Below are 19004 nucleotides of genomic sequence, written 5' to 3' on the forward strand. Positions count from 1 at the left end.
GATAAATGTTGTATATAATGATGTTAGATAGACGCTTAAGGAAATATTAAAGATTTAATTTTAGGGGGGATAAAGATGGAAAATAGAATATCATCAATTAAAACCATTGACATAGTACAAATTAGTCTAATGGCGGCGATTACGTTTATAGCTGCTTCGGTTATACATATACCTACGTTTATGGGTGTACTTCATTTAGGAGATAGTATGATTTTTTTATCAGCTATATTATTTGGAAGAAAAAAAGCAGCCATATCTTCTGCTGTTGGTATGTGTTTATTTGATCTATTAAATGGATATACCATGTGGGCACCATTTACACTCATTATTAAAGGTGCGATGGGGTATATTGCTGGAACAATAGCCTACAGAAAAAATTATAATGGAAATAAATTTTCAAATAATATCTTCGCTTTTGTTGTAGCAGGGATTTGGATGATTGCAGCGTATTATTTAGGGGGAGCTGTCATACTAACATTTATTTCTAAAGAATTTGCACTTAAACAAGCCTTAATTATTTCTTTAAAGGATATACCTACTAATATTTTTCAAGTAGTAGGAGGTATTGCTTTAGCATTACCTTTAATAACAGCTTTAAAAAGCAAAATTAGTAGATAATATGATATATTTTATGTTCAAAAAAAAGTATATATTACGTATAATGTATTGAAGCAAGCTTTAGAACTTCTTATTTTATTTTTAATTAAGATGCGTTAAGAAAAACATAAACTCGCTAGCGAATTTATATCTTGCGCTAGCGAGTTTATGTTTTGCAGCAGATTAATTAAAAATAAAATTAGTGGTTCTTAGCGAAGTGAATGCATTAATAGTAATATATACTTTTTTTAGTTTCTAGCTCTTTTTTTACTTTTAAAGTAAAAAACAGTGAAAATTATTGTTGGTATTAACATAAAGCTTATTACAGAAAAATAAACGTAAAGATTTAAAAATTTATATAATAATACTACTTTAGCGGAAATGAAATAGGAGATTATGAATACAAATAAAGTAATAATGTATATCCAATATTTATTAGAGAAGGAAAGCTTTTTTAATAAAATCATGGTAGCAGTTAGCTCTAATACATATTTTATAAACCAACCGCCTACCATTTGAAGCATTACATAAAACTCCCCTCCTTCTATAAACCCAAAATAATCAACTAACTGAGTTTGTATGAGTTTAGGATAGTTAATCTCCAAGGCTCTAACTACGCCAAAGGTACTTAAAACGCCTATGTTTGCGAAAATCTCCATTTGTATTACTATTAATATTGCAATAACGCAATGTTTTGTGATTTTTGACTTATTAGTTACCCTAGACAAAAATGGGATACAAACAGCTATACTACCGTAACATCCAAGGGCCTTTATTATAGATAAAATAAAAGAGGGAGTGACGCCACCCGCCATTATAGGAAGTAGGTGACTAAACTTTTTATATTTAGCTGTAAGAATTGATAGGTTTATCCCGGCTATCATAGTAAGACAAATAACTAAAATAGTAACTATAGTTATAGCCCTAGTACCCTTCTTTGTAATATAAACGGCAGGTATTATTATAAACAAGAGAAAAAACCAAGGAGGAGTATCTGAAAGCAGATTTAGGTGCAAGGCATTTGATTCTACAGAGCAACTTTCAATTAAGCTAACTATTAAAGTTATGATAAATAAAATTAGAAAGATGTCTCCCATGGTTTTACCTAAGGCTTTATGGTATATTTTGTCCATATCATAGCAATTGCTTTTTTTACAAACAAAAAGCAAGTAAATAAAATAAAATAATAAAATAATAGAGGCAATAGTGACGGAAATCCAGGAATCTCTACCTCCATTTATAATGAATACATTGGGGTAAGTTTTCATTGCTACAATGGAGGTTCCCCAAATTATGAATATTAAATGTTTTGTATTTAGCTTATCCATTTTGTTTTCTTGTCTCCTCATTGTTTTGATTCTAAATTGCATTGTAATAAAATTTGCAATATAGTTGTATTATTTCCCAATTTGAGAATATTAAACTTAAATATTACAAATAATAAGTTGGGTGATTAAAATGGAAAAAATAAATATAGATTATATTAAAGAAAAATTAAAAAATAGCTACGATGTCAAATATAGAGAGATAGAGACTGATATAGGAATAATATTCGGCGTATTTATTGATGATCTATGTGATTCTAACTTTATTAGTGAATATATATTTAACCCTCTAATACAACATAAAATTACAACTGTAGATTTAGAGTATATAAAAAAAGAAGTATTACCAGCTAATAGCATTGGAGATATTAATAGTAATGAGGAGGCTATAGATCACATTTTATCTGGAGACTTAGTGCTTATATTTTCTTTTGCAAATAAATCAATTTATTGTGAGGCCAAGGGATATGTGAGGCGGAGTGTGGGAGAGCCTTCTACAGAAAATGTAGTTAAAGGACCAAGGGAAGGATTCACGGAGGCTTTTGTAGATAATGTATCAATGATTAGGCGGAAAATAAAAAATTCGGATTTGAAATTTGAACCGATAATTTTAGGGAGTAAATCTAATACGGTAGCCGTAATATGCTACATAGAAGGTGTGGCCCCGAAGAAACTTGTTGATTATATAAGGAAAAAGGTGACCAATATAAAATTAGAGTTTATCTTAGACACAAATTACATTGAGGAAGAATTAAAAAATAAGAACACAGCTTTTGACACAATAGGCACTACCGAAAAACCAGATGTGGCAGCGTCAAAGCTTTTAGAAGGGAAAGTGGCAATAATCGTAGATGGAACCCCCTTTGTAATTACTGCACCGTATTTTTTTGTGGATAATTTTCAAACGCCAGATGATTATTATTCTAATAGGTATTTTACTAATATATCAAGACTTATAAGGGTGTTTAGTTTTTTCTCAGCTACCTTATTGTCAGGGGTATATTTGGCGATTACTACTTTTCACTTTTCGCTTATTCCAGAGGTATTTGCTGTAAAACTCTCAGTCGCTAGAGCAGGAGTACCTTTGCCTACTGTTATAGAACTACTACTAATGACTTTTTTCTTTGAATTACTTAGAGAGGCAGGAATAAGATTGCCACAACTCATAGGCCAGGCAATGAGCATTGTTGGAGCTTTAATTTTAGGCGATGCTGCAGTGGGAGCAGGTTTAGCGTCGCAAAGCACTATAGTAATTGTGGCAATTTCATCTATTTCTTCTTTTTTAGTGCCTAAGCTTTATGGTGCTCTATCCATATGGAATATAATTATAATTGTGTTTTCCTCAGTGCTTGGGTTGCCAGGATTTTACATTAGTTTTTTTATTTTTATCTCACATATGGCGGGACTAGAGAGTTGTGGATATCCATATTTATTCCCTTTAGGTACATTAGAAAGCTTTAAATTTAAGGATATATTATATAGAAAAGATCTTAGCAAGATATCAAATAGTATTTTTGATAGGGATGATTACAATGAATAAGTATAAAAGAACATTAGTTATAATATGCATAATAATGAATTGTTTTACTATGACATCATGTTTTAGTTATAAGGATATTAATAAGGTTTTATTTATTTCTGCATTAGTAATAGATGCAGATAATGCCGGTAATCCTATATTATATGCTGAAGCTTTTAAGGGAGTAAGAGGAACATCACCTGAAGGAGCGGATCAAAGGATCTTATTTAAAGCAACAGGAAAAACAATATTCGAGGCTGTGAGAAATATGAATGCTACTTCTAGTTATAAATTAAACTATACACAGAATAGTGCCATAATATTTACTCAAAAGGCTGCGGAATTCGGTGTTGATAATTTCATAGATTTTATGAGTCGTGATCAAGAATTGCTTATAAGACCGCATATTACAGTATATCAAGGAGATCCAGAGGAACTTATGAAGCTAAACATGCCTGAAGAAAAATACATTGGATCATTTATAGTGCAACTTATAGAAAATATTGGAGCATCTTCAAGAGCTGTAAAACTAAGTTTAAATGAGTTTTACAATCAAAGAAAAATTGGAGATAAAGTAAATGTAGTACCCATAATAGATATCCCAAAAGATAGTTTAGAGGGAACTTTAGAAGTAAATGGCGGAGCTGTAATTAAAGACGATAAAATGGTTGGCGTATTACAAAGAGATGAAGGGTTAGGATTTAACTTTTTAATGAACACTATTTTAGGTGGTACTTTAGAAGTAACTAATCCCTGTGATACTAATAAATTTGTAACATTAGAAATATTAAAAAGTAAAACTAAGACAGAAATCAGTTATGATGATAATATTGTTCATTTAAAAAAGAAAATTAAAGTTAAGGTGGATTTAGCAGAAGCTCAAAAAGAAATTACACTTACAAAAGAAAATATCAGTAAAATTGAGGAGCAGTCAGAAGAAAATATTTTGAAAGCCTGCAATAATCTATTTGCAAAATATAAGGCATTAAATATGGATATTTTTGATATTACGGAGCAATTTCATGCGAAATATCCAAAGATAAAAAATGATGATATTATTAAAAAAACTGAGCTAAAAGTTGAAGTTGAAGTGAAAATAATGAACACAGGGGTTGTTAAAAACTTTTAATGACATTTCAGAAGGAAAGTCTCCCACTTCTATATTCCATCGTCTTTTGTTGTAAGGTATAATACTTTGGAAACATTGCGCTACTATAAGCATAATATATTATTATAGCGCGGTTGGAGTGAAATATATGGATAGCAAAAAAATTAGCATATTGTTAAAGAGGGATGAGGGTACAAAATTAGATTACAAGCAAAGAATTGATATATTAATAGAAAGTGGGAAAAGAGAATTAGCTAAAGATATATGTGCTATAGCCAACTCCCGTGGAGGAAGAGGATACCTTGTTATTGGAGTAGAGGATAAAACGAAAAAAATCATAGGTATTAAGGTATGTGACTTTAAAGAAGAACAGTTACAACAAATTATAAGTTCAAGATGTGAACCGCCTATTCCAGTATCGCTAGATTTCGTAACATTTCAAAGCAAAAATTTGGCGATTATAACTATATATGATGGTGGTCAAAGGCCCTATCAATTAAGGGAGAATGGTGCATTTTACATTAGGAGAGGTTCCACAACAGATACTATGAGAAAAGAAGAATTAATTTCTTGTTTACAAGAAAATCTAAGTCTCAATATCGAAACTATACCTATTGTAAATAGTGGTATTAATAGTTTAGATTTTAATATAATTAATAAATACTTTTTAAATAAGGGCATTTTAGTAAATGATAACAGTAGATTAGGATTTATGGACAATGCAGGAATAACTTTTATTGAAAGAGATTATAATAAGAGGGTAGTAACACTAGGAGGATTATTGGTATTTTCTTCAATTAACAGTATTTATTTACCGCATAATATGATAAAGATAGTAAATAAGGTAAACGATAGCTTTGATGAGGTTATAATTGTGCAAGGAAATTTATTAGATATGCTAGATAGGACAGAAGAATTATTTAAAAATATATTTCCAGTAAATTATCCTATTGCTGCAGTGTATGAGGCTCTAAAAAACGCAATACTTTATAGAGATTATACTATGTTTTACAAGGAAATTGAAATAGTGGTAAGCTATAACAGTGTAAGTGTATTTAGTCCTGGCAACCTACTATTTTCAACTGAAATTAATACCCATAATTATTTAAAAAGAAATATGTGGATATATGATAAGTTAATAGCATTAGATGATAGAAAAAGGTTTATAAAATCAGGAAGAGGATTTGCACGAATGAAAAAGGATTTTTCAAAATATGGTAAGGTAATATTTGTGGATTCAAAAGATGATAATACTTTTAAGGTGATTTTCCCAGGGATTAAGAACTTTATATAACAGCTATAATATTGTAAAGATATTACGAATAATATATAAATGTATAAAAATATTGTGTACGGTGTAGACCTATTTAATAATTATCTGGTTATATTAGATAAAATAGGAGGCGTTTAACATGATTCGTGTATTTTGTGGTAGAAAGGGTTCAGGTAAAACTAAAGCTCTGATTAAATTAGCCAACGAGTCCGTTGATAAAGTTAAAGGGAACATAGTATATATTGATGATGATGCTAAAGCTGCGTTGCAATTAAGTACAAAAATGAGATTTGTAGCAATAAATGAGTTCAATTTAGAAAGTCATGATGATTTTTATGGATTTTTGTGCGGTATGCTTTCTAGGGATTATGATATTGATACCATCTTTGTTGATGGTGTATTTAATATTATTGATGATAAACTTGAGCATACGGCACAATTGTTTTCTAGAATGGATATTTTAGCTAATAAGTATAACTTGGAATTTTATGTAAATGTAGGTTGCGAATGTTTAAATCCACCAGAATTTTTAAGAATTATATCGCATAAAGAGATAGATTAGTATTTATTTGAATGAGAGGCAGGGTTTTTAGCCCTGCTTTTATTGTATATGGAGAAAAAAGTTGAAAATAAACGTAAATAGTATAAATAGAGATTTAATCACTTATAACGAGCCAATATATCATTTGATATATTATAAATACACATATATAATTATAAGATGAATAATTATATCTAAAAGGCTATGAAAGAAAAAAGTAACTGTAGGAATTATTAAGAGAGCTAGTGGTAGGTGTGAACTAGTTAAGGAATATAGTGAAATACATTCTGGAGCTTTAAGCTGAAATAAAACTTTTAAAAAGTAAGCTGAGACGGGTTGACCTTACGTTATAAGGAATGAGCGGATTGTTAAATCAATTTGGGTGGTACCACGGAATTTTTTCGTCCCTTTCTTAGGGGGCGTTTTTTTTATTTCAAAAAATAACACAGGATTAAATCATCACCTGCGGTGCTCACAGCTTCGCAGAAGATAAGTATATCGACTTCAAAAGGAGACTTAGGTTTCGACTGAACTTTTCTCTTTGTTATACTATGGGATGCCATAGTATAGAAGGGAAGACTTTCATTTTGAAATGTCGTTAAAATAAGGAGGAATAAATTATGGAAAATGTATATGATACGCTTTTAGAGAGAGGGTATATAAAACAACTTACTCACGAGGATGAAATGAAGAAAATATTAGGACAGGAAAAGGTAACATTTTATATAGGATATGACCCAACAGCGGATAGCCTACATATTGGACATTTTATTACTATGATGTTTATGGCACATATGCAAAGAGCAGGGCATAGACCCATAGCCTTAGTTGGTGGTGGAACTACAATGATTGGTGATCCATCTGGTAAAACAGATATGAGGAAAATGCTTTCAAAAGAAGAAATTGATCATAATATATCTTGCATAAAATCACAGCTTTCAAAACTTATAGATTTTAGTGATGGTAAAGCAATCCTTGAAAACAATGCAAACTGGCTTTTAAATTTAAATTACGTAGATTTTATAAGAGATATAGGAGTACATTTTTCAGTAAATAAGATGTTAGCTGCCGAGTGTTTTAAACAGAGATTAGAAAAAGGTTTATCTTTTTTTGAATTTAACTATATGCTTATGCAAGGATATGACTTTTTAATGTTAAATAAAAAATATGGATGTACTATGGAATTAGGTGGAGATGACCAATGGTCTAACATAATTGCTGGTATAGAACTAATAAGAAAAAAAGAGAGTAAGGCTTCTTATGGAATGACTTGCACATTACTTACAAATAGCGAAGGAATTAAAATGGGTAAAACTGTAAATGGAGCTCTGTGGCTTGATGCAGATAAAACATCTCCTTATGATTTTTACCAATATTTTAGAAATATTGGAGATTTAGATGTAGAAAAATGCTTATCGTTACTTACTTTTGTACCAATGGATGAAGTTAGGCGTTTAAGTGCTTTAAAAGATGAAAAAATCAATGAAGCTAAAAAAGTTTTAGCTTTCGAGGTTACAAAACTTATTCATGGAGAAGAAGAAGCTGTAAAAGCTCAGACCGCAGCAGAAGCATTGTTTGGTGGTGGAACTAATATGAGTAGCGTACCTAAAGTATCTATACCGTGCGACATGAAGAATGCGGGATTGATGGATATATTGGTGTACACTAAAGTGGTGCCATCAAAAGCAGAAGCTAGAAGATTAATTGAGCAGGGCGGATTAACTATTAACGATAAAAGGATCGAAGATAAGAATGCAACACTTTTAGAAGAAAATTTTAAAGATGGTTGTGTACTTATTAAAAAAGGAAAGAAAAAATACTATTCTTTAACTATAGAATAGCAATTTTTTAAAATGGGCGAAGTTGAAATTAATATTTTAACTTTGCTTTTTTCTTTTAGTAGAGATAGTGGGGGATAGTTAATAACTAATATATAATTATTAACCGTACCCTTTAAAAAAAAATGTTTTATACGATAATAAAGTAGTGATAAATTTTAAAAAAGTTATAAGGTATATGAATTTGAAGATACTTTATCCCTAAAAAATGGGAGGTGGCCTATGTCTTTAATTAGCAATATTTCAATTTTACAGAGTCCACAAGCTAAAAAAACTTTTAGTAAAATATCTTTTGAGGCCGGAGAAGAGTTCAATGCTAGAATTGTAAGTACAGATCAGCAAAAGGGAGAAGTTAATTTAAAATTATTAGATGGATGGCAATTCTCAGCAAAGATTAATAAGTCACTAGAACAAGCCCCGGATGGCAGTGTGGTTAGGTTTGTTGTAGAAGGTTTTGAAGATGGTATGCTTAAAATAAAATTATTATATGAAGATAAAGAGGGGAAAACCATAGAAAATGATATTTTAGAAGAGTTTTCTAAGGGGAACCCATTAAGTACTGGAGAGACAGATACTTTGCTTTTTGAAAAAATGATAAAACATGACATGCCTTTAACTAAAGACAATATAAGTGATATAAAAAGTTTAGTTGATTTCAGAGAAAAAATATCTTTAAATCCGGATAAAGAGGAGATCTTTATTGGTAAATATCTTAATAGTAGAGATATTGACATTAATAGTGAAAAGGCAAATGAAATAACAATAATATTAAAGGGTTTTTTTCAAGCATTAAAGAGTTTAGATGTTGATGAGATATTATTATTTAAAGAAAACAATATAGAAATTACTAAAGGAAATCTGGAGAGCTTTATAAAGTTATTTAAAGGAGAGTCAGCTGTATATAACAATTTAAAAGATATGAATACTTATCTTTTAAATTGTTATAAAACTGATGTTAATTTGATAAATAAAGAGTTAAAAGATTTAAATATAACACCGTTTGAACCTGACAGTAATTTGGAAAATATAAAGTCAAATGAAGGACTGCCATTAGATAAACTACAAAAGGATACTGTTAATAATGTGGGAATGGATGCTAAAACTTCTGTCAATACTAAAGTTAATGGTTATGGTAAAAACAATCTACTTTCTGAAATTATAAATATGATAAAAAAGGAACTAAATATTTCAGAGATAGATAGGGGGGGTATAGATAACGCCCCAAAAGAGATAGCAAAAACAAATACCGATGTTCTCATTAAAGAGCAAATCAAATTAAAGACTGAAGAGATTAAAAATACAATTAAAGCTGTTATTGAAAATAAGCTTAATCTTAAGCCACAGGCTTATTCGAAAATTATGAATGTATTTGATCAAAAACTTAATGATATAAAAATATTCAATTCTATTTCTCAGCAGTATTATTATTTGGACTTGCCTATAAATGTTAAAGAAAGCGAATATCAATTTAAATTGATTATTAAAGATGATAGAAAAAAAGGTAAAAACATTGATAGCAAAGATGTAAAAATTGCAACAAGTGTTAAAACAATAAATATGGGTATTGTAGATGTATATATTAAAATTAAATATAATAGTATGAATATTGATATTAATTGTGATAAATTCTATGTTAAAGTTTTGGATATTGGTAAAGAAAAATTAATTAACGAATTATCTAGTATAAATTATAAGGTTAGTATTAAAGTGAGTAACAGGGATAACGAGTTTACACTGTCAAGTTGTGGAGAATTTTTTAATGATAGAAGTTTTAATACAATCAATATAAAGGTATAATAGCATGGAGACATTTAAAAAAAATGACTAAGGTTATAACTTTGAGCACTAATGAGGTGTGTTGAAATGAAAAAGGTAAAAAAAGCTACTGCAATAAAATATGAACAAGGATATGATGTGCCTATAGTAACGGCAGCTGGAATGGGATATATTGCGGATGAAATTCTTAAGACGGCGAAAGAGAATAAGGTAGCTATAGTGAAAAATGAAGAATTAGCTAATTTACTTTCAAATGTTGATATAGGATCAGAAATACCATTAGAATTGTATGATGCAATAGCTAAGGTTATTGCTTATGTAATGGATATAGATGAATTAATGAAGAAGAACTAAATAATTAACAAGGAGGTATATTATGGCGTTGTGGGCAATATCTGACCTTCATTTATCTATAAATTCAGATAAACCCATGGATATATTTGGAGATAAATGGAGTAATCATAATGAAAAAATTAAAGAAAATTGGCTTAGCAAAGTTTCGGCGGATGACACTGTACTAATTGCAGGGGATATTTCATGGTCCATGAATATTTCTGAGGGTGTGGAAGATTTAGAATGGATTCATGAGCTTCCAGGTAAAAAAATACTTATAAAAGGAAATCATGACTATTGGTGGAGTGGTATCACGAAGCTTAATTCTCTCTACGCGGATATGGATTTTATCCAAAACAACTTTTTTAACTACAAAGATTTTGCTATATGCGGAACACGGGGATGGAATTGCCCAGGAAATACAAGGTTTACAACTCATGATGAAAAAATTTATAATAGAGAGTTAATAAGGCTTCGAATTTCACTCGATGAGGCAGTGAAAAAGGGTTATAATAAATTTATTGTAATGCTTCATTATCCACCTACTAATGATAAGTTTGAGGAAACTGAACTTATAAGAATAGTAAAAGAGTATAATGTATGCAAGGTCATATATGGTCATTTACATGGACCATCTTTAAATAGGCTATATGAAGGAAATATAGAAGGCATAGAATATATAGTTACTTCTTGTGATTATTTAAACTTCGATCCTTTAAAAATATTAGAATAGTATCAAAAGTTAATACAATGTGGATATGAAATTTTATGTAAAGGACTGAGTATATGGCAATAAGAGAGTGGAAAAGATTTTTAATTCCTTATGAACAGGGTGTAGAAGAGTTAAAAGTAAAATTTAAAAGTATAAGAAGAGAATATAGACGAAAAAATGAGTATTCACCTATAGAGTTTGTTACCGGGAGGGTTAAAGAAATATCTAGTATTCTTGAGAAAGCTAATAAATTCGGTATCCCTCTGGATAGAATTGAATATGAAATGGAAGATATTGCTGGAATAAGGATAATGTGTCAGTTTGTAGATGATATTGATAAAGTGGTAAATCTAATTCGTGAAAGACGTGACATGCAGATGGTTTATGAAAAAGACTATGTTGCAAATGTAAAAGGGAGTGGATATAGAAGCTATCATATGATTATAAAGTATCCTGTAAACTTAGCTGATGGTCAAACCGAAATACTCGCGGAATTTCAAATTAGAACCTTGGCAATGAATTTTTGGGCTACAGTAGAGCATTCTCTAAATTATAAATATAAGCATGATATACCAGAGAATATAAGGGCAAAACTTAAAAATGCTGCAGATGCTGCTTTTCAATTAGATGAACAGATGCTAGAAATTAAAGACGAAATTAAAGATGCACAAAAATTGTTTGAGGTAAAATCTAATTTGGTGTCGGATATAATGAATAATATACTTGTGCTTTCGTCGATTGGAAAGTCAACGGATGCAGCTAGGTATAGAGAACAATTAAATAAGCTAATAGAAGAAGGAGAAGTTTATGAAATTAGTAGCTTACTTCGCGCAACCCAAAAAACATTAGATATGTATGGAGTTTAAATTGAAAAGGAGAGTAGAAATTAAAAATTTCTACTCTCCTTTTATAATAATTCAAATTTAAACTGTAAAAACTATATGTGGTTCTTACTAAGAAGCTACTATATTAACTAGTCGTCCTTTAATTATAATAACCTTACGCACAGTTTTACCTTCTAGGGTAGCGATTACTGTTTCATCTTTAAGAGAAATTTCCTTGATACTTTCTTCATCTAAATTTTGAGATACAGTTATTCTGGATTTAATTTTACCATTGATTTGAATAGCTAGCTCTACTTCATCTTTTATAAGAGCAAACTCATCAAATTTAGGCCAAATTTGATTAAATACAGAGTAACCCATACCTAAGTTCTCCCACTTCTCTTCTGCAAAGTGAGGAGCAAAGGGAGCTAAAATCTTAAGGTAATCCACAAGCACTTCTTTTAAAAATTTACTATTTATATTGTCTACATTAAAATATTTTAATATAGCATTTGTAAGCTCCATAAGTCTTGCAATAGCGGTATTAAATTGAAGTTTTTCTGTATCTTCGGTAACTCCTTTTATTGCGAAATGTCTCCAGTAGTTTAATTCTTTTTCCTCTATGCCTAGAGAGTCTTTGTTATTAAGGTCTTTTGACATAATGCAGATTCCAGTGTCGATTGCTCTTTCAATTCTATCAACAAATTTTCCAATGGCTTTTATACCATCATCACTCCAAGCTCCACCATCAATATAACCGAAACCAAACATTAGGTACATTCTAAATACATCTGCGCCAAACTCTTTTATGTACTTGTCTGGAGAAATAGTATTTCCTTTCGATTTACTCATTTTCACTCCGTCTGGTCCTAAAATTAAACCTTGGTGAGTAAGAGATAAGAATGGTTCATCAAAATCTAAATACCCCATATCACGAAGAGCCTTGGTTATAAATCTTGAATATAATAAGTGACCACATGCATGTTCAGGTCCGCCTACATATTTGTCTACAGGAAGCATTTTGTTTACCAACTCTTTATCAAAAGCTTTTTCACTGTTTTTGTTATCTACATACCTAAATTGGTAGAAAGAAGAACAAACGAATGTATCCAAAGTATCAGCTTCTCTATGAGCTGCGCCGCCACAAACTGGGCAAGGGACATTCATAAAATCCTCGCATTTAGCAAGTGGTGATACTCCGTCTGGTGCAAATTCTACGTTGTATGGCAGTTCTACAGGAAGTTGATCCTCAGGTACAGGAACAGCCCCACATTTTTCGCAGTGAATTATTGGAATAGGAGCGCCCCAATATCTTTGTCTTGAAACTAACCAATCACGAAGTCTAAAGTTTACTTTTTCACAGCCGAGACTTATACTTTCTAATTTTTTTACAATTGCTTTTTTTCCGTCGATGGTAGATAAACCATCAAATTCTTGACTGTTTACCATTTTTCCATGTTCAGTATAAGGGAGATTTTCGCCCTCTCCATTTACACTTTTAAAACCAATAATTACCCTTTCAATAGGCAATTTGTATTTAGTAGCAAATGCGAAGTCTCTATCATCATGAGCAGGAACAGCCATTACTGCACCAGTTCCATAAGTGTTTAGAACATAGTCAGCTACCCAAATTGGAACCTCGCGTCCATTAATAGGATTAATAGCATAAGAACCAGTAAATACACCTGTTTTATCTCTTGTAATAGATTGTCTTTCTATATCAGTTTGTTTTCTAGCATCATATTTATAAGATTCTACAGCATCTTTATATTCACTTTTAGTGAGTGAATCTACAAGTTCATTTTCAGGGGCTATGACTACATATGAAACACCGAATAAAGTATCTACTCTTGTAGTAAATACACTAAAGTCTACATCAGAATCAGCTACTTTAAAAGTAACATCAGCACCAGTAGATTTGCCTATCCAATGTTTTTGCATGGATTTGGTTTTTTCAGGCCAATCCAAGGTATCAAGCTTTTCTAGTAGTTCATCAGCATAGTCAGTTATTTTTAAGAACCATTGTGTTAAATTCTTTTTAGTAACCTCAGTGTTACATCTTTCGCAAAAACCATCTACTACTTGCTCATTTGCAAGTACTGTACTACAGCTAGGACACCAATTTACTGGTGCTTTTTTCCTGTAAGCAAGGCCTTTTTCAAATAGTTTTAAGAATAACCATTGAGTCCATTTATAATAATCAGGGCGACATGTAACAACTTCATGATCCCAATTAAACATTGCTCCCATAGCTTTTAATTGCTTTTCCATATTAATAATGTTTTGCTTCGTAGAATCCTTTGGATGCACTCCTGTTTTTATTGCGTAGTTTTCAGCAGGTAGACCAAAAGCATCAAAGCCCATTGGCTGAAATACATTGTATCCTTGCATTTTCTTCATTCTAGCCCAAGAATCTACAGGGCCATAGTTAAACCAATGCCCCGCATGTAATTGGCTTCCAGACGGATAAGAGAACATTTCAAGTACATATAACTTCTTATCAATTTTATTTTCATCAAATTCATAAAGGTTAGATTCTTCCCATTTTTGTTGCCATTTTTCATCGATAGTTGTAGTATATTTTGCCATTAGTATTCCTCCTTATTATGATCTATAGGTTAAAAACAATTATTAATCTTTTCCACTTAGTTTTAAATTAGAAAATAAAAAAAACCCTCATCTCAACAAAGAGACGAAAGTAATATTCCGCGGTACCACTCTAATTAGGCATTACGCCTCACTTAAGAATATAACGGTTTTAACCGTACTTGTTTTCACAAGTAAGCTTTTACTTACAAGTAAGATTTTACTTAAAAGTAAGCTCATAGGCAAGTTCATATTATATCATTACTGCTTCACACCTAACAGCAGCTCTCTTTAAAATGCTATAAATACTACTACTCCTAATAAAAGCAATTTATTATAGTATCATTTGTTTAAGATTGTATTATTATTCATTATAATTTAAATAGAATTTTGTGTCAAGGCCATGTGATTTACTTAAATTTCATAACAAGATTTTTATTTGCATAGGATATAAATGCAGTAAGCGCATAGTCATATACTATGAAGGCAAACTCCATAACAATTATTATTAAATAAATATTTATATTAGGGAGTTTTGACAATATAAATAATTTATAAATAAATATAAGTATAGCGGAGGCTATATTAAAATACAATAACTTAAGCACAATTTCTAGAATCATACTTCTTAATTTTTCTATAAAATATTTCACAAAGCCATAGGAACCAAAAATTAGTATATATGCAATGCTTATAAGCTTTGAAGGTATAATAAATAAACTAAGCAAGGAGACAGCACTATATACTACAATGGTATTCTTTATTCCGGTAGTTAAAATTGAAAGGGGAATAATACAGGAAGCAATGCCTAACATAAAAAACTTATTTGTAGGGAAAATAGAAGAAAGATATAGTAATATTAAACTAAGTGCTGCGAATATTCCACCCTTAGCAATATTATTAGATTTCATAAAAATCATCTCCTAAATTAATAGAATTAGCAACAGGATATAAGATCTCCGCCTAAACATTCGCAAATACTGTCTGCACACCACAAGTTAAGACATAGATTACCCATGCCAAAATCATTGTTACGCTTGCCATAATAGTTATCTCTATAATTTGAAGTACGCGAATTTAGTTCATTAAAACTTCGTCTATATTCAATATTATTAGGATCTTGCGTGCAAGCGCGGCTTATAAAATTATAAGCACTATCATGCCAACCTTTTTTGAGGTGAAGCACTCCCGTTAAATAATTCCACTCGGCAGTTTTTGTATTCATGGAATTTAATTTCTGCTCAGCGGAAGGGATATTTCCGTTATTTAAATCCATTCTTATAGATTGATATATATTGTTATTAGTATAGTCATCATTTGAATTAGAACCATAATTATTAGAGGAATTGTAACTGTTAGAAGAACCATTGCTACTTGAAGAACTAGTGTTTTTCATAAGTGAATCATAGGCTTCATTTAGTTCCTGCATTTTTTCTTCTGCTAAATCTTTTAAAGGATTATCACCATACTGATCAGGGTGATATTTTTTTGCTAACTCTCTATAGGCTTTTTTAATATCTTCTTTAGATGAGCCTTGTCTTACACCAAGTACTTCATAGGGATTTATCATCTTTATATTCCACTCCTTTTAAATTATTAATGTTACATTCTTTATTAAATCATCACCTGCGGTGATGTAATATTAACGACTTCAGAAGGAGATTTATACCCCCACTGAAGTTTTCTACTTGTTAGGGTATGTTACTCCCACTTATAGAAGTGGGAGACTTTCATTCTGAAATGTCGTTAAAAACCTTATCCATTTTTTCCATGAGTCCGAGTTCTAGTATATTACATAATATAGCTTCATTTTTTATTAAAGGTAATCTATTTAGATAGTTTAAACATTGCTGCGCACAGGTAGATAATAAAAAATCAATTCGGGGTGCTATCGATATACTAAAACTTTTGAAATCTAATTTATCCGTATTAAACAATGAATTTATAGCATTAAAAGAATCACTTTTTATATCCTTTTCTAAATCATCATAAGCATCTATAATATATATCCATTTACCTAAATTATACCCAAGCCAATATAAATCATCCTTAAAGGAAGCAGTCTTATAATAAAATGATATTATAAAGCCTGTAAGGTCAGCAAAAACATGAGAAAGCTCATCTATAGATAGCTGCTCATCAATGCATAGATCCTTATGGTCCGCTTCGAGGGTATTTAGTAATAAAAGCTTTTCTTTTGTATAATTCATTACATCATTATATGCTATATCTGATTTTGATAAATAGTTTTTTAAAAACACTGAAAAAACTTTACTTTTCATTGTTTTATTATCGTAAACATCATCCATTATCTTATAATAGGCTAAAGTAATATTACAAAAAGCGGCATAATCTATTGCCTGGTTATTATCAATCATAATCCTTTTTTTTAGTGGATGCATCATACATTTGAATTTAATAAAATTATATTTATTCTCTGAAAGTGCATCCAAAAGTACTGCCAAGAAAGTCATATCATAATTTAAAGTAAGCCTTGGTAGGTTTCCAAAATTATTTTTAATAGAGTTACATAGGCCACAATAATAAGCTTTGAATTTCTCGTAGTCTTTTATCTTCATTTCCATTTTACATGGAGTTACATATCCAAACATTATAGTTCCTTTGGTGATTTTTTTGATTTTAATATTTCATAAATGCTTTTAGCCGTAGTATCCTCTAATCGGTAACCGAGCAAAGTCACAACTTCCTCAATTTCGAATTCATCCTCGCTTTCAATTTCTATGTAAGGAAAAGGACAGAATGTCTTCTCATTTATATCTATTTCAATAAGGGTATTTTTGTATTTATAGCTTTCTCTATATTTTTTAATAGATTGGATAAGCTCTAGACCTAAGGATTCGAATATACCCTTGGCAGCAGCTGCATCTTTAATTTCTGATTCGTGTTCATCCATAATTTTATATTTTTCTTGGCTTATGAGTTTTTTCGTGGTTATGTAATGAACTGTGGAATTTGTTAGTTCATCATGCACTGTTCGTATTCTTGCATAGCCTTTGCCGTTTAGTAACCTTTTATCCGAGAAATCATAAATATTATTTATTTGATTTTCTTGTTTTACTTTTATAGCATTTATGTTTAATAGTTTTTTGCGGATTTCTTGTACATCAATATCTATAATTCTAAGTTCTATTTCTCTCAAAGTAGTTCCTCCTTGTCACTCTTAGGAACATAACAGTTATTAATTGTTATGCTTCTATTTTTATATATCTAATCATTAATTCTTTATTATACCATTAATTGTGATTATATCATAACTTAAGTAAAGTAACATTAATATTGCGTTAAAATTACAAATTCCTATACAGGAAAATAGGTAGTCACAATAATATTGTGTTAAGAACTAAGGATAATAGCAATATATGACTTTGTTATAAGTGACGATACATAGTATAATAATTGGGCACGTTTAAATAAATGGACTAGCATTATTGACTTGTTATTTGTTTAAATGCGCCTTAGATAAATATTAAGGTGGTGTTTTTTTGGAGTACATAAAAGAAGTTAATATAAATGAGGCTATTATTCATGTTTTAGATAACAATGCAGATGAACCTATCTTGAATGAATATGCATTAGACTTAGATGAAGAAAAATATAACTATTTACTGAAACATATCCAGAAGTGCCTAAAGGATGAAGAATTAAAATATGGAGTCTTTAATCCCGATCGAAATATAGTAAAAGATATATCACAGGAATACTTAAATGGTGAGAATAATTTACTGGCGGTATCTAAGGAACTAGCAAGGCAGATGTTTATTTTAATGAGATCTATTGGGAACGTTCCTTCCTGTGATTTGGTAATAGTATCTTTTACCACAGAGTTTGGACCAATGCTTGGGATATTTAAAATGGATTATATTAAAAACTATGTGCACACTATCGAATTTGTGGATAATAAGTTAGGCATTGATATAGTATCGCAGGTTACAGGGTTACCTGGTAGTTCTCAAAGAATACAAAAATGTACGTTTTTAAAACCAATTAGAGATGAAAATAATTTTGATTTAATGGTCATCGATAAAAAAAGCAAGAATAAAGAAGATGAGGAATATGGCTCAAACTACTTTATAAGTGATTTCTTAGGTTGCACAATTATTGATAATGAAAGAGATGTTACTAAAAACTTCGTGAAGGCAGCTGAAAAATTCACCCAAAACAACTTTGCAGAAAATGCAGATGAAGCAGAAGTTGTTAGAAGTACTATAAAAAGAAAGCTTAGAGAAGAAGATAATATTGATCTTAAAGAATTGTCTGAGGAAATGTTTTCTGAAAATAATGATACTAAAGAAAAATTTGTTGAGTTTATAACAGAACAAGGAGTTTCAGAAAATATTAGTCTTGATAAAGAGTGGATAGACAAAAAGCTAAAAAGAGTAAGACTAAAAATTGATAAAGATATAGATTTATACGTAAATGAAGAAACGTATCATGATAATAGTCGCTTTGAAATACAAAGAAACGGTGATGGCACAATTAATATGGTTATTAAACATGTAAGCAATTATGTTGAAAAATAGATAAGAAAAAAGTATAAAAACATTATAGTTT

17 protein-coding genes and 2 other annotated features are annotated in these 19004 nt (G+C 30.3%); of the genes, 11 read left to right on the forward strand and 6 right to left on the reverse strand.

The window, feature by feature from the left end; all coding sequences use genetic code 11:
- Positions 1-75 precede the first annotated feature (75 nt).
- The gene (locus ACWJJT_RS14330) at positions 76-618 is read left to right on the forward strand and encodes an ECF transporter S component (protein WP_462955187.1); all 543 of its coding nucleotides are present in this window, start codon (positions 76-78) and stop codon (positions 616-618) included.
- A gap of 227 nt (positions 619-845) precedes the next feature.
- On the opposite strand, the gene ACWJJT_RS14335 is transcribed toward ACWJJT_RS14330, so the two are convergent.
- Entirely contained in the window at positions 846-1925 is a 1080-nt protein-coding gene (locus tag ACWJJT_RS14335; RefSeq protein WP_462955188.1) for a GerAB/ArcD/ProY family transporter, read from the reverse strand.
- A gap of 130 nt (positions 1926-2055) precedes the next feature.
- Between ACWJJT_RS14335 and ACWJJT_RS14340 the strand changes: the two genes are divergently transcribed.
- From ACWJJT_RS14340 to ACWJJT_RS14380, 9 genes are all read left to right on the forward strand, one after another.
- Positions 2056-3462 (forward strand): spore germination protein, encoded by a 1407-nt coding sequence (locus tag ACWJJT_RS14340; protein ID WP_462955189.1) that lies wholly within the window; start codon positions 2056-2058, stop codon positions 3460-3462.
- Positions 3455-4570 carry a Ger(x)C family spore germination protein gene (locus tag ACWJJT_RS14345; RefSeq protein WP_462955190.1) on the forward strand — a complete coding sequence of 372 codons (1116 nt, stop codon included), beginning with the start codon at positions 3455-3457 and terminating at the stop codon, positions 4568-4570. The genes ACWJJT_RS14340 and ACWJJT_RS14345 overlap by 8 nt, the downstream gene beginning before the upstream one ends.
- 127 nt (positions 4571-4697) lie before the next feature.
- On the forward strand, positions 4698-5843 hold the full coding sequence (locus tag ACWJJT_RS14350) for an AlbA family DNA-binding domain-containing protein (protein ID WP_462955192.1): 1146 nt from the start codon (positions 4698-4700) through the stop codon (positions 5841-5843).
- A gap of 118 nt (positions 5844-5961) precedes the next feature.
- Complete coding sequence (locus ACWJJT_RS14355; protein ID WP_462955193.1) at positions 5962-6384, forward strand: hypothetical protein; 423 nt, start codon at positions 5962-5964, stop codon at positions 6382-6384.
- A 174-nt stretch (positions 6385-6558) separates the two neighbouring features.
- Positions 6559-6775: a binding site (T-box leader), on the forward strand.
- A 208-nt stretch (positions 6776-6983) separates the two neighbouring features.
- Positions 6984-8204, forward strand: a complete 1221-nt coding sequence (gene tyrS, locus ACWJJT_RS14360) for a tyrosine--tRNA ligase (protein WP_216301865.1) — start codon at positions 6984-6986, stop codon at positions 8202-8204.
- Positions 8205-8423: 219 nt separating this feature from the next.
- Positions 8424-9998, forward strand: coding sequence for a hypothetical protein (locus ACWJJT_RS14365; protein ID WP_462955195.1), 1575 nt, complete (start codon positions 8424-8426; stop codon positions 9996-9998).
- 66 nt (positions 9999-10064) lie between these two features.
- Positions 10065-10331 (forward strand): EscU/YscU/HrcU family type III secretion system export apparatus switch protein, encoded by a 267-nt coding sequence (locus ACWJJT_RS14370; RefSeq protein WP_462955196.1) that lies wholly within the window; start codon positions 10065-10067, stop codon positions 10329-10331.
- A gap of 22 nt (positions 10332-10353) precedes the next feature.
- Complete coding sequence (locus ACWJJT_RS14375; RefSeq protein ID WP_462955197.1) at positions 10354-11043, forward strand: metallophosphoesterase; 690 nt, start codon at positions 10354-10356, stop codon at positions 11041-11043.
- Positions 11044-11096: 53 nt separating this feature from the next.
- Positions 11097-11888 carry a GTP pyrophosphokinase gene (locus ACWJJT_RS14380; protein ID WP_165413656.1) on the forward strand — a complete coding sequence of 264 codons (792 nt, stop codon included), beginning with the start codon at positions 11097-11099 and terminating at the stop codon, positions 11886-11888.
- A gap of 87 nt (positions 11889-11975) precedes the next feature.
- On the opposite strand, the gene leuS is transcribed toward ACWJJT_RS14380, so the two are convergent.
- The 5 genes from leuS to ACWJJT_RS14405 all read right to left on the reverse strand — a co-directional run bounded on the left by leuS (position 11976) and on the right by ACWJJT_RS14405 (position 17592).
- Positions 11976-14435, reverse strand: a complete 2460-nt coding sequence (leuS, locus tag ACWJJT_RS14385) for a leucine--tRNA ligase (protein ID WP_462955198.1) — start codon at positions 14433-14435, stop codon at positions 11976-11978.
- Positions 14436-14531: 96 nt separating this feature from the next.
- Positions 14532-14766 (reverse strand) — a binding site (T-box leader).
- A gap of 76 nt (positions 14767-14842) precedes the next feature.
- Positions 14843-15343, reverse strand: coding sequence for a hypothetical protein (locus ACWJJT_RS14390; protein WP_462955199.1), 501 nt, complete (start codon positions 15341-15343; stop codon positions 14843-14845).
- Between the two features lie 26 nt (positions 15344-15369).
- Positions 15370-15999, reverse strand: a complete 630-nt coding sequence (locus tag ACWJJT_RS14395) for a J domain-containing protein (protein ID WP_462956786.1) — start codon at positions 15997-15999, stop codon at positions 15370-15372.
- Between the two features lie 163 nt (positions 16000-16162).
- Entirely contained in the window at positions 16163-17044 is an 882-nt protein-coding gene (locus ACWJJT_RS14400) for a DUF5685 family protein (protein WP_462955200.1), read from the reverse strand.
- Positions 17044-17592 (reverse strand): class IV adenylate cyclase, encoded by a 549-nt coding sequence (locus tag ACWJJT_RS14405; RefSeq protein WP_462955201.1) that lies wholly within the window; start codon positions 17590-17592, stop codon positions 17044-17046. The genes ACWJJT_RS14400 and ACWJJT_RS14405 overlap by 1 nt, the downstream gene beginning before the upstream one ends.
- A 343-nt stretch (positions 17593-17935) precedes the next feature.
- On the opposite strand from ACWJJT_RS14405, the gene ACWJJT_RS14410 reads away from it, so the two are divergent.
- Positions 17936-18973 (forward strand): nucleoid-associated protein, encoded by a 1038-nt coding sequence (locus ACWJJT_RS14410; protein WP_462955202.1) that lies wholly within the window; start codon positions 17936-17938, stop codon positions 18971-18973.
- Positions 18974-19004 lie beyond the last annotated feature (31 nt).

It is taken from the genome of Clostridium sp. CM041 (genome assembly GCF_055081035.1).

Coding starts and splice junctions, on each gene's coding strand:
- leuS (WP_462955198.1), bottom strand. CDS start 14,435: ATGGCAAAATATACTACAACTATCGATGAAAAATGGCAACAAAAATGG.
- ACWJJT_RS14355 (WP_462955193.1), top strand. CDS start 5,962: ATGATTCGTGTATTTTGTGGTAGAAAGGGTTCAGGTAAAACTAAAGCT.
- ACWJJT_RS14365 (WP_462955195.1), top strand. CDS start 8,424: ATGTCTTTAATTAGCAATATTTCAATTTTACAGAGTCCACAAGCTAAA.
- ACWJJT_RS14350 (WP_462955192.1), top strand. CDS start 4,698: ATGGATAGCAAAAAAATTAGCATATTGTTAAAGAGGGATGAGGGTACA.
- ACWJJT_RS14400 (WP_462955200.1), bottom strand. CDS start 17,044: ATGTTTGGATATGTAACTCCATGTAAAATGGAAATGAAGATAAAAGAC.
- ACWJJT_RS14390 (WP_462955199.1), bottom strand. CDS start 15,343: ATGAAATCTAATAATATTGCTAAGGGTGGAATATTCGCAGCACTTAGT.
- ACWJJT_RS14375 (WP_462955197.1), top strand. CDS start 10,354: ATGGCGTTGTGGGCAATATCTGACCTTCATTTATCTATAAATTCAGAT.
- ACWJJT_RS14370 (WP_462955196.1), top strand. CDS start 10,065: ATGAAAAAGGTAAAAAAAGCTACTGCAATAAAATATGAACAAGGATAT.
- tyrS (WP_216301865.1), top strand. CDS start 6,984: ATGGAAAATGTATATGATACGCTTTTAGAGAGAGGGTATATAAAACAA.
- ACWJJT_RS14340 (WP_462955189.1), top strand. CDS start 2,056: ATGGAAAAAATAAATATAGATTATATTAAAGAAAAATTAAAAAATAGC.
- ACWJJT_RS14380 (WP_165413656.1), top strand. CDS start 11,097: ATGGCAATAAGAGAGTGGAAAAGATTTTTAATTCCTTATGAACAGGGT.
- ACWJJT_RS14330 (WP_462955187.1), top strand. CDS start 76: ATGGAAAATAGAATATCATCAATTAAAACCATTGACATAGTACAAATT.
- ACWJJT_RS14345 (WP_462955190.1), top strand. CDS start 3,455: ATGAATAAGTATAAAAGAACATTAGTTATAATATGCATAATAATGAAT.
- ACWJJT_RS14335 (WP_462955188.1), bottom strand. CDS start 1,925: ATGGATAAGCTAAATACAAAACATTTAATATTCATAATTTGGGGAACC.